Here is a 14,747-nt window from a genome sequence, read left to right as displayed (position 1 = left end):
GGCCGGGCTTAAGCATCCCCACCGATCTCAAGGCGCTGCCAGCCACTCCGTGAGCTGGGCGCGGGTCAACTCGCCCACATGGCGCGCCACCGCGTGCCCCTCGGCATCGAACAGTAGGGTGGTGGGCAGACCCGGGGACTCGGTCAGCACCATCAGTCGCTGTCGCGGGTCGAGCAGGGCATGGCGGAAGTCGAGGCCCTGTTCATCCAGGTAGCGAGCGGCCTGCAGCAGCTCCTCGCCCTGATTGACCACCACCACCGTCACGTCATCTCGCGCGTCGGCCTCGGCCAGCAGTGGCATCTCGCGCCGGCAGGGCGGGCACCAGGTGGCCCAGAGGTTGACCACCACCCGCTCGCCGGTGAGCGAGGCCAGGTTCACCGGCTCCCCCTCGAGGTTTTCCAGGGCGAGGTCGGGCAACTCGCGAAGGGCCATGCCGCCGCTCAGGGGCGCCAGGGTCACCAGTGTCAACCACATCAACGAGGCGCCGATGGCGAGGCCCATGCCACCCAGCATCGCTCCGAGACGGTCGCGCAGCGTCCAGGCGGTCCAGGCCAGCGCCGCCAGCAGCCCCCAGGCCCCGTGGAAGCCCGGCTGCCAGAGCTTGAGAGCATCCAGCGGCGCCTCAGCATAGGCCGGCAGGTGAGTCAGCACGTGGCCGAGCCGGGCACCAAGCAGCCAGGTCACCAGCAGGCCATTGAACCAACGGGCATGGCGGCGGCGTGGCAGGCCGAGCAGGAAGGCGCTGGCCGCCAGCAGCACCAGGGCGGCGGCGAAGGCATACAGGCGAGGCACGGCGATCAGCACCGGGCCCAGGGCGATGGCATCCATGGCGTGGCAACGGCTCCAGAGGGTCGGCGCGGTGCGCCGGACCGGTTACACTCGGCGGATTCGTGTCGCCAAGCCTACTGCCGGCGGGCAGTGCTGTCATCAGCGGGAGCATTCATGGCACAACCGGCCTTCGATACCCTGCGGGCCCTGGCCATCGCCAGTCAGGCGCTGGGGTTCATCCTGATCATCACTCTGGAGACCCTGATGGGCGATGCCGCCCGGCCCTGGCAGGGCTGGACCCTGGCGGCGATGGTGGCAGCGGCGTTGTGGATCGCCCTGGTCCGCCTCTACCGGCGCAACCGGGCGCGCAAGGCGATGGCGCGCCGGCAACTGACCGACGACGAGGAGTGAGCGGTTGCGGGCGTCGTATATCGCCCTTTGCCGACATGGTGGCAGCGTCTAGTCTAGGAGGTAACGTGCCGTTACCGGCTCCCGCCATCCCCAGTAAAGGAAAGGGCTCACTCATGTACCAGTCAATCCTCGTTCCCGTCGACGGCTCCCCGCATGCCGAGAAGGCGCTGGCCTTGGGGGCTCAGCTGGCGCGTGCCAGTTCCGCCATCCTGCACCTGATGACCGTGGCCGAGTTCCCGCCGGACAACATCGGGCTGTTCACCGGCGGCACCGCCGAACCCTTCGACGAGAAAGCGCGCGAGAAGCTGGCGGCGGGTCTCAAGGAAACCGCTCACGAGAACATCGCCAAGGCCCGCGAAGCGGTCGATCTCGAGGGCATCGAGGTCAGGGAGGTGGTCTGCCAGGGGCGTCCCGCGGAGCTGATCCTCAAGGAGGCCGGCAAGCTCGGCGTTGACGTCATCGTCATGGGCAGCCGGGGCATCAGCGATGTGCGCGGCATGGTCTTCGGCAGCGTCTCCCACAAGGTCAGCCATGCCGCCGACTGCTCGGTCATCACCGTGACCTGAGGCCGTGTCTCCTCTTGCGTGTCTTTCGCCCGAGTCGGTCCGTCTTCAGCGATCGGGCCTGATGACTCATTCCCGTGGTGGTGAGGGGTAGACGTAGCGGTCACGACGCCCGGGACTCTGCGCCTGCTCCTGATTCAAGCCCTTAATCAACCCCCAGCTCATCAGCACCAAGGCCAGCGAAAAGGGCAGACCCATGGCCACGGCGGCGGTCTGGAGTGGGTTGAGCGCCGCCGTGGCATCGCCAGCGACGGTCCAGCCGGCGGCCAGCAGCACGGCGGCGATCACTCCTTCCAGCACCGCCCAGAACAGGCGTTGGCCCTTGTTGGGATGGGGGTCTCCGCCATTGGTCAGCATGTCCACCACCAGGGAGCCGGAGTCCGAGGAGGTGGCGAAGAACAGCGAGACGACCAGGATCGCCAGCAGGGAAGCCAGGGTGCCCAGGATGGGCCAGATGGGCAGTTGGTTGAGCAGGATGAACATGGCGTCGTTGGTACCGGCGTTCGCCAAGGGATTGTTTGGGTCGGAAAGGATTCGCTCCAGGGCGCTACCACCGAAGATGGCGAACCAGACGATGGAGGCGCCGACCGGCGCCATCAGGGTCCCGCCGATGAAGGCACGGATGGTGCGACCCCGGGAGACGCGGGCGATGAAGATGCCGACAAAGGGCGACCAGGAGATCCACCAGCCCCAGTAGAAGAGGGTCCAGTCGCCCAGCCACTCGGAACCGGCTGGCGAGAAGGAGTACATCTGGAAGCTGCTTTCCGGCAGGTGCTGAAGGTAGTGGCCGGTGCTGTTGACCATCAGCTCGAGGATGAAGATCGTCGGCCCGACCAGGAACACGAAGACGGCCAGCAGGCTCGCCAGGTACATGTTGACCACCGACAGGCGGCGGATGCCGGCGTCGAGACCCAGCATGACCGAGGTGACCGCGACCGCGGTGATCAGGCCGATGATGATGACCTGGGAGGTAGCCCCGATCTCCAGGCCGAAGACTTCGTTGAGACCGGCGTTGATCTGAGTGGCACCGAGCCCCAGTGAGGTCGCCAGGCCAAAGAGAGTGCCGAAGACCGCCAGGATATCGATGAGGTGACCGACAGGACCGTAGATCTGCTTGCCGATCAAGGGATACAGCGCGGCGGCCGGGCGCATGGGGAGGTCCTTGCGGAAGCAGAAGTAGCCCAGCGAAAGTCCGACGACGATGTAGATGGCCCAGGGGTGCAGGCCCCAGTGGAAGATGGTGATCCCCATGGCCTCGAGGGCGGCCTGGCTGTTGCCGCCCTCGCCGACGGGGGGATCATTGAAGTGGAAGACCGGCTCGGCGACACCGAAGAACACCAGGCCGATGCCCATGCCGGCGGTGAACAGCATCGAAAACCACGACAGAGTGGACCAGTCGGGGCGGCTGTCGTCGGGCCCCAGGCGGATGCGCCCCCAGCGGCTACACATCAAGATCACCACCAGGACCAGGAAGGCGCTGGCGCACAGCATGTACCACCAGCCGAAGACCCGGGTGATCCAATCGTTGATGTCGGAGGCGATCGTGCCGAGGTGAGAAGGAGCCGTCACGCCCCAGCTGACGAAGGCGAGAGCCAGGATGGCCGAGAAGAGAAAGACGGGCGGGTTCGTATGTTTCCGCAGGTAGTCGCGCATGGCGCCACCTCCTGAGCCGTTGGCTGTCCTGGCAGTGTAGAGCACACCATTGCGGCAACGTCCAACACGCCTAGAGCCGGGAAAGCAGGCCAGTTCGGTGGAGGCGATGAGCTTGCGGTTCTGGTGGCGCAGCTGCGCCGGCGCCCCTTCGTACCCTGCCACCTCGAAGTCCAGATGGTGCTGGTCGTGGTAGCGGCGCAGCAGGTCGATGGCCAGCTTAGGAGCGTCTCGATAAGGGCAAACAGGAGGTAAAATAGGAAAGCCCCCGGGAAGACCGAGGGCCTTGAGTCACGATCTGGTCACGTGAGATTCAGGCAGCAGAAGAGAAGATGGGCCTAAATCATTGAATTCGTTGGTCGGAGTAGCAGGATTCGAACCTACGACCTCTGCCTCCCGAAGGCAGCGCTCTACCAAGCTGAGCTATACTCCGAACGTTTCTTGCGTCGTGCCTGTGCTGGCCGACGGAGCGCATTATACGCAAGCCGTGCGAGCATGCAAGCCCCGTGAGCCGCTTTCTGCGGCTCAGTTCTGCCGGTCGACGGCCAGGCGGGCCAGCTCGGCCATGCTGTCGCGGTAGGGGCTCGCCGGCAGGTGTTCGAGCTGCGCCAGCGCCTTGTCGGCCATCTCTTCGGCACGGGCCCGGGTGTAGTCCAGCGCGCCGGTGTCGCGGACGATGGCCAGCACCGCGTCGAGCTGGTCGAGCCCGCCCTTGCGGATCGCCCGGCGGATCAGCTTCGTCTGTTCCGGGGTGCCGGCGACCATGGCCTGGATCAGCGGCAGGGTGGGCTTGCCCTCCGCCAGGTCGTCGCCCACGTTCTTGCCCATGGCGTCGGCATCGCCCTGGTAGTCAAGCAGGTCATCCACCAGCTGGAAGGCCAGGCCCAGGTAGCGGCCATAGTATTGCAGGGCGGCCTCCTGCTCGGGGGTGGCCTCGGCCAGGATCGCCCCGCTGTGGGAGGCCGCCTCGAAGAGCATCGCGGTCTTGCCCTGGATCGTCTCGAAGTAAGCCGCCTCGTCGATGTCGGGGTTGCCGACGTTGGTCAGCTGCTGCACCTCGCCCTCGGCGATGGTGCAGGTGGCCGTCGAGAGCACCCCCATGATCCGCATCGAGCCCACCTCGACCATCATCTGGAAGGAGCGGGAGTAGAGGAAGTCGCCGACCAGCACCGAGGGGGCATTGCCCCAGGCGTCGTTGGCGGTAGCCCTGCCCCGGCGCATATGGGACTCGTCGACCACGTCGTCGTGCAGCAGCGTCGAGGTGTGCATGAACTCGATCAGGGTGGCCAGGGTCACGTGCCGGTCGCCCGTGTAACCCAGCGCGCGGGCCGCCAACAGCACCAGCAGGGGGCGCAGGCGCTTGCCGCCGCTGGCGATGATGTACTGGCCGATGGTCTCGACCAGCGGGATCCGTGAGGCCAGCTGATCCATGATCGTGCGGTTGACAGCCGCGAAGTCCTCGCCGACCACCGCATGGATGGGCGTGGCGGGGACCTCGGGGTGGGGCGACGGACGGTTGGCAGGCATGTAGGTGGCATCGATTGTCGGGTGGGGGCCGAGGCGCGCTGTGGGCCTGTTCCGGCCGGAGATTGTCGGCCATGCTATGGGCCCCCTCGGGGGGCGTCAAGGCGCGGCTGGCAGGCCTCGGGGCCGGCTCGGTGGCGTCCCTGCCCGCGCGGGCCGGTGGGTTGTGCCATCCAGGCGCTACCGTTATAATCCGCGACCCACTCATCACGCTCCCTGTCAGATGGCTGCCGGAAGGGGCGCCACTCGCAGCAGGCCGATCAAGAGCCAACTCCCGATGAGTCCTGGAGAGACAAGTATGTACGCAGTTATCAAGAGCGGTGGCAAGCAGTACCGCGTTCAGGAAGGCCAGACGCTCAAGCTCGAGAAGCTGGAAGTGCCGACCGGCGATACCGTCGAGTTCGACGAGGTGCTGCTGGTAGGCAGTGACGACGACGTGAAGGTCGGTGCCCCGCTGGTCGACGGCGCCAAGGTCTCCGCCGAGATCGTCGCCCACGGTCGTGGCGACAAGGTGACCATCATCAAGTTCCGTCGTCGCAAGCACCATATGAAGCGTCAGGGCCACCGTCAGTGGTTCACCGAAGTCAAGATCACCGGGATCTCCGCGTAAGCGTCAGTCCCCTCAACGAGCGAGGTATTTGCAATGGCTCACAAGAAGGCAGCGGGCTCCACACGTAACGGTCGCGACTCCGAATCCAAGCGCCTTGGCGTCAAGCTGTTCGGCGGCCAGGTCGTGACCCCGGGCAACATCATCGTTCGCCAGCGTGGCACCAAGTTCCATGCCGGCACCGGCGTGGGCATCGGCAAGGACCATACCCTGTTCGCCCTGGACGAAGGCGTGGTCAAGTTCGAGACCAAGGGTCCGAAGAACCGTAAGTTCGTGAGCGTCGTCTCCGCCTGAGACCGCCCGGACCGCAAGTGCCACCCGGCCGGCCGCGCGCCGTGCCGGGTGGTCAGAGAAGGCCCCGCCAGCGCGGGGCCTTCTTGTATCATGGCGGCACAGGCCGCCAGGAGAGTGACAGATGCAGTTCGTCGACGAAGCCTCGATCATCGTGGAAGCCGGCAAGGGCGGCAATGGCTGCCTGAGCTTTCGCCGCGAGAAGTACGTGCCCAAGGGTGGGCCCGACGGTGGGGATGGCGGCCACGGCGGCAGCGTCTACCTGATCGGTGACGATGCCCTCAATACCCTCATCGACTTCAAGTACCAGCGCTTCTACAAGGCCCAGAACGGACAGCCCGGCCAGGGGCGCCAGATGAGCGGGCGGGCTGGCGAGGATCTGCACGTCAAGGTGCCGGTCGGCACCACGGTGATCGATGAAGACACCCTGGAGGTGATCGCCGACGTCACCGAGATCGGCCAGGTGGTGCCGGTAGCCCAGGGGGGGCGCCGGGGGCTTGGCAACATCCACTTCAAGTCCTCTACCAACCGGGCCCCGCGGCGCACCACGCCGGGCACCGAGGGCGAGCGGCGCAACCTGCGCCTGGAGATGAAGGTGATGGCCGACGTGGGCCTGCTGGGCATGCCCAACGCCGGCAAGTCGACGCTGATCCGCGCGGTCTCCGCCGCCAAGCCCAAGGTCGCCAACTACCCCTTCACCACCCTGGTGCCCAACCTCGGCGTGGTGAAGCTCGGCCCCCACGAGCACTTCGTGATGGCCGATATCCCGGGGCTGATCGAGGGGGCCTCCGACGGCGCCGGCCTGGGGCTGCGCTTCCTCAAGCATCTGACGCGCACCCGCTTGCTGTTCCACGTGGTGGACGTGGCGCCCTTCGACGAGAGCGACCCGGTAGCGGCTGCCCGGGCGATCGCCCATGAGCTGGGCGAATTCTCGCCGGCGCTGGCCGAGTTGCCTCGCTGGCTGGTGCTCAACAAGCTCGACCTGCTGCCCGAGGCGGAGCGCGAGGCGGCCGCCGAGGCGATCGTGCAGCGGCTCGGCTGGGAAGGACCGGTGTTTCGCGTCTCGGCGATCAGTGGCGACGGCACCGACGCGCTGGTGCAGGCCGCCCACCGCTGGCTCACCGAGCAGCGCCGACTGGAGAACGAGGATGAGGAGGCCGCCGCACTCGCCCGCGAAATGCGTCGTCGCATGGAAGACGAGGCCGTGGCCCGCACCGAGGCGCGGCTGGGCCGCAAGCGTCGGCGCGATGACGAAGATGACGTCGACGACGATGATGACGATTATGATGTCGAGGTCGAGTACGTGCAGTAGGGGTGAGTGATCCAGGGGTGAGTGAATCAGGAGCGAACGAGATGACGCCCGAAGAACAGGCCCCCGGCCGTGAGGCCCTGCGCGGGGCGCGCCGGGTGGTGGTGAAGATCGGCAGCGCGCTGTTGACCAATGACGGTCGCGGCCTCGACGAGCCCGCCATCGGTGGCTGGGTCGACCAGATCGCCGCGCTGCACCGGCGCGGCATGGAGGTGGTGCTGGTCTCTTCCGGCGCCGTGGCCGCCGGCATGGTGCGCCTGGGTTGGCAGGCGCGCCCTTCGGCGGTGCACGAGCTGCAGGCCGCCGCGGCGGTGGGCCAGAATGGCCTCACCGAATGCTACGAGGGCCACTTTGCCCGCCACGGCTTGCTCACCGCCCAGGTGCTGCTGACCCACGATGATCTCTCCAACCGCAAGCGCTACCTCAATGCCCGCTCGGCGCTGCGCACCCTAGTCGATCTGCGCGTCGTGCCGGTGGTCAACGAGAACGACACCGTGGTCACCGACGAGATCCGCTTCGGTGACAACGACACCCTGGGGGCGCTGGTGGCCAACCTGTTGGAGGCCGATGCGCTGGTGATCCTCACCGACCAAGAGGGGCTTTTCGACGCCGACCCCCGCCATGACCCGCATGCCCGGCTGATTCCTGAGGGGCGCGCCGATGATCCGGCCCTGGCCGCCATGGCCGGCGGAGGCGGTACCCTGGGACGCGGCGGCATGACTACCAAGGTGCGCGCGGCCCGGCTGGCCGCCCGCTCCGGGGCGGTCACGGCTATCGCTAGCGGGCGCCAGCCCGACGTGCTCACCCGGCTGGCCGCCGGCGAGCGGCTGGGCACCCTGCTGCGGCCCGAGCGGGCGCCCATGGCGGCACGCAAGCGCTGGCTGGCTGGCCAGTTGCAAGTGCGTGGCAGCCTCACCCTGGACGCCGGGGCGGTGAAGGTGCTCAAGAGCCGTGGCTCCAGCCTGCTGCCGGTGGGCGTCAAGGCGTTGTCCGGCGACTTCGTGCGCGGCGACATGGTGCTGTGCGTCGACGAGCAGGGCCAGCGGGTGGCCAAGGGGCTGACCAACTACGGCGCCGACGAGGCGCGGCGCATTCTCGGCAAGCCCAGTCACCAGATCGAGGCGCTTCTCGGCTATATGGAGGCCCCGGAGCTGATCCATCGCGATAACCTGGTGGTGCTCTAGCTGCGCCGCAGCGCGCGCTAGCCGCGTGGCACAGCTATGGCAAGCGGGGAGGGGGCGTGATAGGATACGCCATCCTCTCAGACACGGCCCGTGAGCGACGGCTGCCCCGCAGGCAGTCGGTCGGATGGCCAGGCCGACGGGGATTTTTGCATTTCCCTGTTGAGTCAATCAGTTAACATAGATCGCCGGCATCGGCGATAACAACTTTCTCCAAGGAGACAGTCAGTGGCGAACAGCAAGCAAGCCCGCAAGCGTGCCCGTCAGGCCGAACAGCGTCGTGTCCTGAAGGCGGGGCAGCGCAGCATGGTCCGCACCTACGTCAAGCGCGTCATCAAGGCCATCAACGGCGGTGATCACGCCCAGGCCATGGACGCCTTCAAGCAGGCGCAGCCGGTCATCGACCGCATCGCCGACAAGGACGTGCTCTCCAAAAGGAAGGCCGCGCGCCTGAAGAGCCGCCTGAACGCACGCGTCAAGGCCCTGGCCGCGTAAGCACGCCGGACGCCTCCGGGTGCCCGCCATGCGCGGGCATGCCGACGAAAAACCGGCTGCGGCCGGTTTTTTTATTCGTGAAGAGCCCGACACTCTCCTGTGGGAGCGCAATTTATTGCCGGTTCGACGCTTCGACGAATGGCGCCGGCAGGCGCCCGGCGGTGTTGCCTGAGCCGCCGGGGAGGCCTTCGGCCTCCTTCGCGATCTGAAGTCGGAGCGCCGAACCGTCGCTCCCACCGGGGCCATGGCCAGGTGAGGACGCAGACGTGACGGATCGCGAGCAGTCGCCACCGGCCCCGGTGGATGAGAGTGACAAGGCCGTGGCGCCCAAGGCCGCGGGCCTGATGCGCTCCGGCCTGGTCGTCGGGGCCATGACCCTGCTCTCGCGGGTGCTGGGGCTCGCCCGCGACGTGGTGATCGCCGCCTTGTTCGGGGCCGGCCAGGGGGCGGATGCCTTCTTCGTCGCCTTCAAGATCCCCAACTTCCTGCGTCGGCTGTTCGCCGAGGGCGCCTTCAACCAGGCCTTCGTGCCGGTGCTCTCGGAGGCCGCCACCCGGGGCAGTCGGCGTGAGGTGCGCGAACTGCTCGATGCGGTGGCCGGCAGCCTCGCCGCGGTGCTGGCACTGATCACGGCGCTGGCCATGCTCGCCGCGCCCTGGCTGGTGTGGGTTTTCGCGCCAGGCTTCGGGCGTGACCCGGAGAAGCTGGCGCTGACCGCCGATATGCTGCGGCTGACCTTTCCCTACCTGCTGCTGATCTCGCTGACGGCCTTCGCCGGCAGTACGCTCAATACCTGGAACCGCTTCGCGGTGCCGGCCTTCACCCCGGTGCTGCTCAACCTCTCGCTGATCGGCGCGGCCCTCGCGCTCACCCCGCTGTTCGAGGAACCGGCCCTGGCGCTGGCCTGGGGGGTGCTGATCGCCGGGGTGGCCCAGCTGGCCTTCCAGGTGCCCTTCCTGGCGCGGTTGGGGCTGCTGCCGCGCCCCTGGCCCGACTTCGCCCATGCCGGGGTGCGGCGCATCCTGGCCCTGATGGCGCCGGCGCTGTTCGGTGTCTCGGTGTCGCAGATCAACCTGCTGCTGGACACCGTGCTCGCCTCCTTGCTGGCGGCAGGCAGCGTCTCCTGGCTCTACTATTCTGACCGGCTGGTGGAACTGCCGCTGGGGGTCTTCGGCATCGCCATCGGCACGGTGATCCTGCCGGCGCTGTCGCGGCGTCACGCCGAGCAGTCCCGTGAGCATTTCAGCGCCATGCTCGACTGGGCGATCCGCAGCGTGCTACTGCTGGGCTTGCCGGCCGCCCTGGCGCTGGCGGTACTGGCCGAACCCTTGCTGATCACCTTGTTCCACTACGGGGCCATGACCGAGCACGATATCGCCATGGCGGCCATGAGCCTGCGCGCTTATGCCCTGGGGCTGGTGGCCTTCATGCTGATCAAGGTCCTGGCGCCGGGCTTCTTCGCCCGCCAGGACACCAAGACGCCGGTCAAGGTCGGCATCCTCGCCATGGTCGCCAACATGGTCTTCAATCTGATCCTGATCTGGCCGCTGGCCCATGCCGGGCTGGCGCTGGCCACGGCGCTTTCGGCCTTCCTGAATGCCGGCCTGCTGGGCTGGCTGCTCAAGAAGCAGGGGGTGCTGGTCTTCCAGCCGGGCTGGAGGCGCTACGGGGTGCAGCTGCTCGGCGGCTGCACGGTGATGGGCGTGGGGGTCGGCTGGCTGGCGCCGGCGTGGTCCGAATGGCTCGGCTGGAGCGTCTGGATGCGCGCCGGCTGGCTGTCGGCGCTGGTGGTGACCGGCGCGGCGGTCTATTTCGCCTGGCTGGCGACCTTCGGGGTGCGTCTGCGGCATTTTCGAATGAAAAGTTGAAGTGAGCGGATGAAGGGGTAGGCGAAGACCATGCCGCGCCGGCTGTCAAGGGGCCCCCGGTCCGTTATAATCGTGGACTTTATTTCCCAGCGTGATGACGCCCATGCGAGTGATTCGAGGACTGCACAACCTGCGCGAGGAGGATCGCGGCTGCGTGGCGACCATCGGCAATTTCGATGGCGTGCATCGTGGCCACCGAGCGATCCTCGAGCAGTGCCGCGAGCAGGCCGCCCGGCTCGGCCTGCCGGTGACGGTGGTGGTCTTCGAGCCCCAGCCGCGGGAGTTCTTCGCCGGCGACCAGGCGCCGCCGCGGCTGACCCGGCTGCGCGACAAGGTGGCGCTGCTCGGCGAGTGCGGTGTCGACCGTATCCTCTGCCTGCCCTTCAATGATGCCCTGCGTAGCCTCACTGCCCGCGAGTTCATCGACCGCGTCCTGATCGACGGGCTGGACGTGCGCCACCTGGTGGTGGGCGACGACTTCCGCTTCGGCTGCGATCGCCGCGGCGACTTCCACCTGCTCACCGCGGTGGGGGAGTCCCGGGGCTTCGGTGTCGAGCACACCCGCACCTTCACCCTCGACGACGAGCGGGTCTCCAGCACCCGGGTGCGTACCCTGCTGACCAGTGGCAATTTCGCCGCCGCCGCGCGTCTGCTGGGCCGCCCCTACCGGCTGGGCGGCCGGGTGGTGTCCGACCGTCAACTCGGTCGCACCATCGGCGTGCCCACCGCCAACCTGCCGCAGCCGGCACTCTCGCTGGCCCTGCAGGGCGTCTATGCGGTGGTCACCGACCTGCCCGATGGCCGCCGGCTGCCTGGCGTGGCCAATATCGGCTGGCGCCCCACGGTGGGCAGTGAGCGACCGGTGCTCGAGGTGCACCTCTTCGACTTCGACGGCGACCTCTATGGTGAGCGCCTGACGGTGTTCCCCTGCGCCAAGCTGCGCGGCGAGGTGAAGTTCGCGCACTTCGACGCGCTCAAGATGCAGATCCGTGCCGACTTGGCCCGTGCTCGGCACTATTTCGCGGCGCATCCTCCGGGTGACACGCTCGACGATAGGCTTCCTCTGGCATCGGCGCCGCTGGCGCGCGAGGCCGTGATCCCCGATTCCTCGGCGGGTGCGCCCGCCGACCACGACGACGGCTGACCCCCACAATATGAGCGACTACAAGCACACTCTGAACCTGCCAGAAACCGACTTCCCCATGCGCGGCATGCTGCCCAAGAAGGAACCCGCACGGGTGGCGCAGTGGCAGCAGTTGGACCTCTATCATCGCCTGCGTGAGGCGCGTCGTGGCCGCGAGCTTTTCGTGCTCCATGATGGTCCTCCCTACGCCAACGGCAGCATCCACATCGGTCACGCCGTCAACAAGATCCTCAAGGACATCATCGTCAAGTCGCGGAACCTGGCCGGCTTCGATGCCCCCTATGTGCCGGGCTGGGACTGCCATGGCCTGCCCATCGAGCACAAGGTGGAGACCACCCACGGCAAGCACCTCGAGCCCGAGCACGCCCGCGCGCTGTGCCGCGAGTACGCCGCCGAGCAGATTCAGGCGCAGTTGACCGACTTCGTGCGCCTGGGCGTGATCGGTGACTGGGACAACCCCTACCGCTCCATGGACTACGCCAACGAGGCCGGCGAGATCCGCGCCCTGGCCGAGATGGTCAAGGGCGGTTATGTCTTCAAGGGCCTCAAGCCGGTGAACTGGTGCTTCGACTGCGGCTCGGCCTTGGCCGAGGCCGAGGTGGAGTACGCCGACAAGCAGTCCGATGCCATCGACGTGGCCTTCCCCTGTGCCGAGGACGACCGCCTGGCCGCGGCCTTCGGTCTCGACCGGCTTCCCAAGCCCGCCGCCGTGGTGATCTGGACCACCACGCCTTGGACCATCCCCGCCAACCAGGCGCTGAACGTCCACCCCGAGTTCACCTATGCCCTGGTGGACGTGGGAGATCGCCTGCTGGTGCTGGCCGAGGAACTGGTCGAGTCGTGCCTGTCGCGCTTCGCCCTGGACGGCGAGATCATCGCCACCGCGACCGGCGAGCGGCTCGACGGGGTTGCGTTCGCCCATCCCTTCTATGACCGCTGCTCGCCGGTGTACCTCGCCGACTATGTGGCGATCGACGAGGGCAGCACCGGCATCGTCCACTCGGCCCCGGCCTACGGCGTCGACGACTTCGTGACCTGCCGCGCCCACGGCATGAGCTTCGAGGAGATCGAGAGCCCGGTACAGGGCAACGGCGTCTATGTCGACGACCTGCCGTTCTTCGGCGGCCAGATGATCTGGAAGGCCAACCTGCAGATCGTCGCCAAGCTCGACGAGGTGGGGGCGCTAATGGCCCACACGACCATCACCCACAGCTACATGCACTGCTGGCGCCACAAGACGCCGGTGATCTACCGCGCCACCGCCCAGTGGTTCGTGGGCATGGACATGGCAGGTCATGACGACCGGACCCTACGCGAGCAGGCACTGGCGGGCATCGAGGCCACCACCTTCACCCCCGCCTGGGGCAAGGCACGCCTGCACGCCATGATCGCTAACCGTCCGGACTGGTGCATCTCGCGTCAGCGCAACTGGGGCGTGCCGATCCCGTTCTTCCTGCACAAGGCCACCGGCGAGCTGCATCCGCGCACCGTCGAACTGATGGAAGAGGCGGCGAGCCGCGTCGAGCGCGAGGGCATCGATGCCTGGTTCCGTCTCGACCCCGCCGAGCTGCTGGGCGAGGAAGCCGCCGACTATGACAAGGTCACCGACACCCTGGACGTGTGGTTCGATTCCGGCACCACCCATCGCCACGTGCTGCGCGGCTCGCACCCCCACGGTCACGAGAGCGGCCCGCGGGCGGATCTCTACCTGGAAGGCTCCGACCAGCACCGCGGCTGGTTCCACTCCTCGCTGCTCACCGGCTGCGCCATCGACGGCCACCCGCCGTACCGGGGGTTGTTGACCCACGGCTTCACCGTGGATGCCCATGGCCGCAAGATGTCCAAGTCCGTGGGCAACGTGGTAGCGCCCCAGGAGGTGATGGACAAGCTTGGCGCCGACATCCTGCGCCTGTGGGTCGCCTCGACCGACTACGGCGGCGAGATGGCGGTCTCCGACGAGATCCTCAAGCGCACCGCCGACGTCTACCGGCGCATCCGCAATACCGCGCGCTTTTTGCTGGCCAACCTCCATGGCTTCGATCCCCGCCGCGACGCCCTGGCCTTCGGCGAGATGCTGGCCCTGGACCAGTGGGTGGTAGATCGCGCCGCCCAGTTGCAGGCCCGCATCGAGCGCGCCTATGTGGAATACCGCTTCCTCGACGTCTACCAGCAGGTGCACGGCTTCTGCGCCCGGGAGCTGGGTGGCTTCTACCTGGACGTGATCAAGGACCGCCAGTACACCACCCAGGCCGATTCCGTGGCCCGGCGCAGCGCCCAGACCGCGCTGTACCACGTGGTCGAGGCCTTGGTGCGCTGGGTGGCCCCGATCCTCTCCTTCACCGCCGAGGAAATCTTCGAACACATTCCGGGCAAGCGCGGCCAGAGCGTGCTGCTCGAGGAATACTACCAAGGGCTCGCTACTCTGGCCGATGATGCCGAGATGGGGCGCGACTTCTGGGAGCGGGTGCTCGAGATCAAGCAGGCGGTCAACAAGTGCCTGGAGGACGCCCGCAACGCCAAGACCATCAAGGGCAGCCTGGCCGCCGAGGTCACCCTCTACGTGGATGAAGACCTGCAGGCGACGCTCGCCAGGTTGGGCGACGAGCTGCGCTTCGTGATGCTCACCAGCGCGGTGCGCCTGGCGCCCTTGTCTGATAGCGAACAGCCCGAGGGGCGTGCGGCCGAGGCCACCGAGCTTGCGGGGCTGAAGGTCGCGGTGGCGGCCAGCCCCCACCCCAAGTGCGAGCGCTGCTGGCACCATCGCGAGGACGTGGGCGCGCACGCCGAACATGTCGACCTGTGTGGCCGCTGCATCAGCAACCTGCCGGACGGTCCCGGCGAGACCCGATACTTTGCGTGAGCCGACCACCATGACCCAGGGAGACGACACCGCCGTGAGCGACAAGCAGCAAACAGGCGCGGCCGACGTGGCCCCC

14 protein-coding genes and 1 tRNA gene are annotated in these 14,747 nt (G+C 67.5%); 11 read left to right on the top strand and 4 right to left on the bottom strand.

What is annotated here, in order from left to right; translation table 11 throughout:
- Positions 1 to 27 precede the first annotated feature (27 nt).
- Positions 28 to 828 carry a TlpA family protein disulfide reductase gene (locus tag FHR94_RS14635; protein ID WP_183326602.1) on the bottom strand — a complete coding sequence of 267 codons (801 nt, stop codon included), beginning with the start codon at positions 826 to 828 and terminating at the stop codon, positions 28 to 30.
- 114 nt (positions 829 to 942) lie between these two features.
- Here FHR94_RS14635 and FHR94_RS14630 point away from each other — a divergent pair, with 114 nt between their 5' ends.
- Together FHR94_RS14630 and FHR94_RS14625 are read left to right on the top strand one after the other, a co-directional pair.
- Positions 943 to 1,179, top strand: coding sequence for a hypothetical protein (locus FHR94_RS14630; RefSeq protein WP_183326600.1), 237 nt, complete (start codon positions 943 to 945; stop codon positions 1,177 to 1,179).
- 113 nt (positions 1,180 to 1,292) lie between these two features.
- The gene (locus FHR94_RS14625; RefSeq protein WP_183326598.1) at positions 1,293 to 1,745 is read left to right on the top strand and encodes a universal stress protein; all 453 of its coding nucleotides are present in this window, start codon (positions 1,293 to 1,295) and stop codon (positions 1,743 to 1,745) included.
- Between the two features lie 66 nt (positions 1,746 to 1,811).
- On the opposite strand, the gene FHR94_RS14620 is transcribed toward FHR94_RS14625, so the two are convergent.
- The 3 genes from FHR94_RS14620 to ispB all read right to left on the bottom strand — a co-directional run bounded on the left by FHR94_RS14620 (position 1,812) and on the right by ispB (position 4,919).
- Positions 1,812 to 3,395 (bottom strand): BCCT family transporter, encoded by a 1,584-nt coding sequence (locus FHR94_RS14620; protein ID WP_183326596.1) that lies wholly within the window; start codon positions 3,393 to 3,395, stop codon positions 1,812 to 1,814.
- 353 nt (positions 3,396 to 3,748) lie between these two features.
- Positions 3,749 to 3,825, bottom strand: a tRNA-Pro gene (locus FHR94_RS14615).
- 92 nt (positions 3,826 to 3,917) lie between these two features.
- Complete coding sequence (gene ispB, locus FHR94_RS14610; protein WP_183326594.1) at positions 3,918 to 4,919, bottom strand: octaprenyl diphosphate synthase; 1,002 nt, start codon at positions 4,917 to 4,919, stop codon at positions 3,918 to 3,920.
- Positions 4,920 to 5,214: 295 nt separating this feature from the next.
- Between ispB and rplU the strand changes: the two genes are divergently transcribed.
- From rplU to ileS, 9 genes are all read left to right on the top strand, one after another.
- Positions 5,215 to 5,526 carry a 50S ribosomal protein L21 gene (gene rplU, locus FHR94_RS14605; protein WP_183326592.1) on the top strand — a complete coding sequence of 104 codons (312 nt, stop codon included), beginning with the start codon at positions 5,215 to 5,217 and terminating at the stop codon, positions 5,524 to 5,526.
- Between the two features lie 33 nt (positions 5,527 to 5,559).
- Positions 5,560 to 5,817 (top strand): 50S ribosomal protein L27, encoded by a 258-nt coding sequence (gene rpmA, locus FHR94_RS14600; protein ID WP_183326590.1) that lies wholly within the window; start codon positions 5,560 to 5,562, stop codon positions 5,815 to 5,817.
- Between the two features lie 121 nt (positions 5,818 to 5,938).
- Positions 5,939 to 7,126 carry an Obg family GTPase CgtA gene (gene cgtA, locus FHR94_RS14595; protein WP_183326588.1) on the top strand — a complete coding sequence of 396 codons (1,188 nt, stop codon included), beginning with the start codon at positions 5,939 to 5,941 and terminating at the stop codon, positions 7,124 to 7,126.
- Between the two features lie 41 nt (positions 7,127 to 7,167).
- Positions 7,168 to 8,307: a glutamate 5-kinase gene (proB, locus tag FHR94_RS14590; RefSeq protein WP_183326586.1), complete on the top strand. Its 1,140-nt coding sequence runs from the start codon at positions 7,168 to 7,170 to the stop codon at positions 8,305 to 8,307.
- A 225-nt stretch (positions 8,308 to 8,532) separates the two neighbouring features.
- Complete coding sequence (gene rpsT, locus FHR94_RS14585; protein WP_183326584.1) at positions 8,533 to 8,799, top strand: 30S ribosomal protein S20; 267 nt, start codon at positions 8,533 to 8,535, stop codon at positions 8,797 to 8,799.
- Positions 8,800 to 8,827: 28 nt separating this feature from the next.
- Positions 8,828 to 8,971, top strand: a complete 144-nt coding sequence (locus FHR94_RS14580) for a hypothetical protein (protein WP_183326582.1) — start codon at positions 8,828 to 8,830, stop codon at positions 8,969 to 8,971.
- A gap of 172 nt (positions 8,972 to 9,143) precedes the next feature.
- Positions 9,144 to 10,667, top strand: coding sequence for a murein biosynthesis integral membrane protein MurJ (gene murJ, locus FHR94_RS14575; RefSeq protein WP_183326716.1), 1,524 nt, complete (start codon positions 9,144 to 9,146; stop codon positions 10,665 to 10,667).
- A gap of 103 nt (positions 10,668 to 10,770) precedes the next feature.
- Positions 10,771 to 11,811 carry a bifunctional riboflavin kinase/FAD synthetase gene (gene ribF / locus FHR94_RS14570; RefSeq protein ID WP_183326580.1) on the top strand — a complete coding sequence of 347 codons (1,041 nt, stop codon included), beginning with the start codon at positions 10,771 to 10,773 and terminating at the stop codon, positions 11,809 to 11,811.
- 10 nt (positions 11,812 to 11,821) lie between these two features.
- The gene (ileS, locus tag FHR94_RS14565; protein ID WP_183326578.1) at positions 11,822 to 14,671 is read left to right on the top strand and encodes an isoleucine--tRNA ligase; all 2,850 of its coding nucleotides are present in this window, start codon (positions 11,822 to 11,824) and stop codon (positions 14,669 to 14,671) included.
- Positions 14,672 to 14,747: the final 76 nt, after the last annotated feature.

The sequence above is a fragment of the Halomonas cerina genome (assembly GCF_014192215.1).
Classification (GTDB): Bacteria; Pseudomonadota; Gammaproteobacteria; order Pseudomonadales; family Halomonadaceae; genus Halomonas; species Halomonas cerina.
The sequence above is the reverse complement of the archived record's forward strand: the minus strand, read 5'-3'. Positions and strand labels throughout refer to the sequence as shown.

Bases quoted from the DNA above. Each gene is read 5' to 3' on its own strand.
- FHR94_RS14635 (WP_183326602.1), bottom strand. From the start codon at position 828: ATGGATGCCATCGCCCTGGGCCCGGTGCTGATCGCCGTGCCTCGCCTG.
- FHR94_RS14630 (WP_183326600.1), top strand. From the start codon at position 943: ATGGCACAACCGGCCTTCGATACCCTGCGGGCCCTGGCCATCGCCAGT.
- FHR94_RS14625 (WP_183326598.1), top strand. From the start codon at position 1,293: ATGTACCAGTCAATCCTCGTTCCCGTCGACGGCTCCCCGCATGCCGAG.
- FHR94_RS14620 (WP_183326596.1), bottom strand. From the start codon at position 3,395: ATGCGCGACTACCTGCGGAAACATACGAACCCGCCCGTCTTTCTCTTC.
- ispB (WP_183326594.1), bottom strand. From the start codon at position 4,919: ATGCCTGCCAACCGTCCGTCGCCCCACCCCGAGGTCCCCGCCACGCCC.
- rplU (WP_183326592.1), top strand. From the start codon at position 5,215: ATGTACGCAGTTATCAAGAGCGGTGGCAAGCAGTACCGCGTTCAGGAA.
- rpmA (WP_183326590.1), top strand. From the start codon at position 5,560: ATGGCTCACAAGAAGGCAGCGGGCTCCACACGTAACGGTCGCGACTCC.
- cgtA (WP_183326588.1), top strand. From the start codon at position 5,939: ATGCAGTTCGTCGACGAAGCCTCGATCATCGTGGAAGCCGGCAAGGGC.
- proB (WP_183326586.1), top strand. From the start codon at position 7,168: ATGACGCCCGAAGAACAGGCCCCCGGCCGTGAGGCCCTGCGCGGGGCG.
- FHR94_RS14580 (WP_183326582.1), top strand. From the start codon at position 8,828: ATGCGCGGGCATGCCGACGAAAAACCGGCTGCGGCCGGTTTTTTTATT.
- murJ (WP_183326716.1), top strand. From the start codon at position 9,144: ATGCGCTCCGGCCTGGTCGTCGGGGCCATGACCCTGCTCTCGCGGGTG.
- ribF (WP_183326580.1), top strand. From the start codon at position 10,771: ATGCGAGTGATTCGAGGACTGCACAACCTGCGCGAGGAGGATCGCGGC.
- ileS (WP_183326578.1), top strand. From the start codon at position 11,822: ATGAGCGACTACAAGCACACTCTGAACCTGCCAGAAACCGACTTCCCC.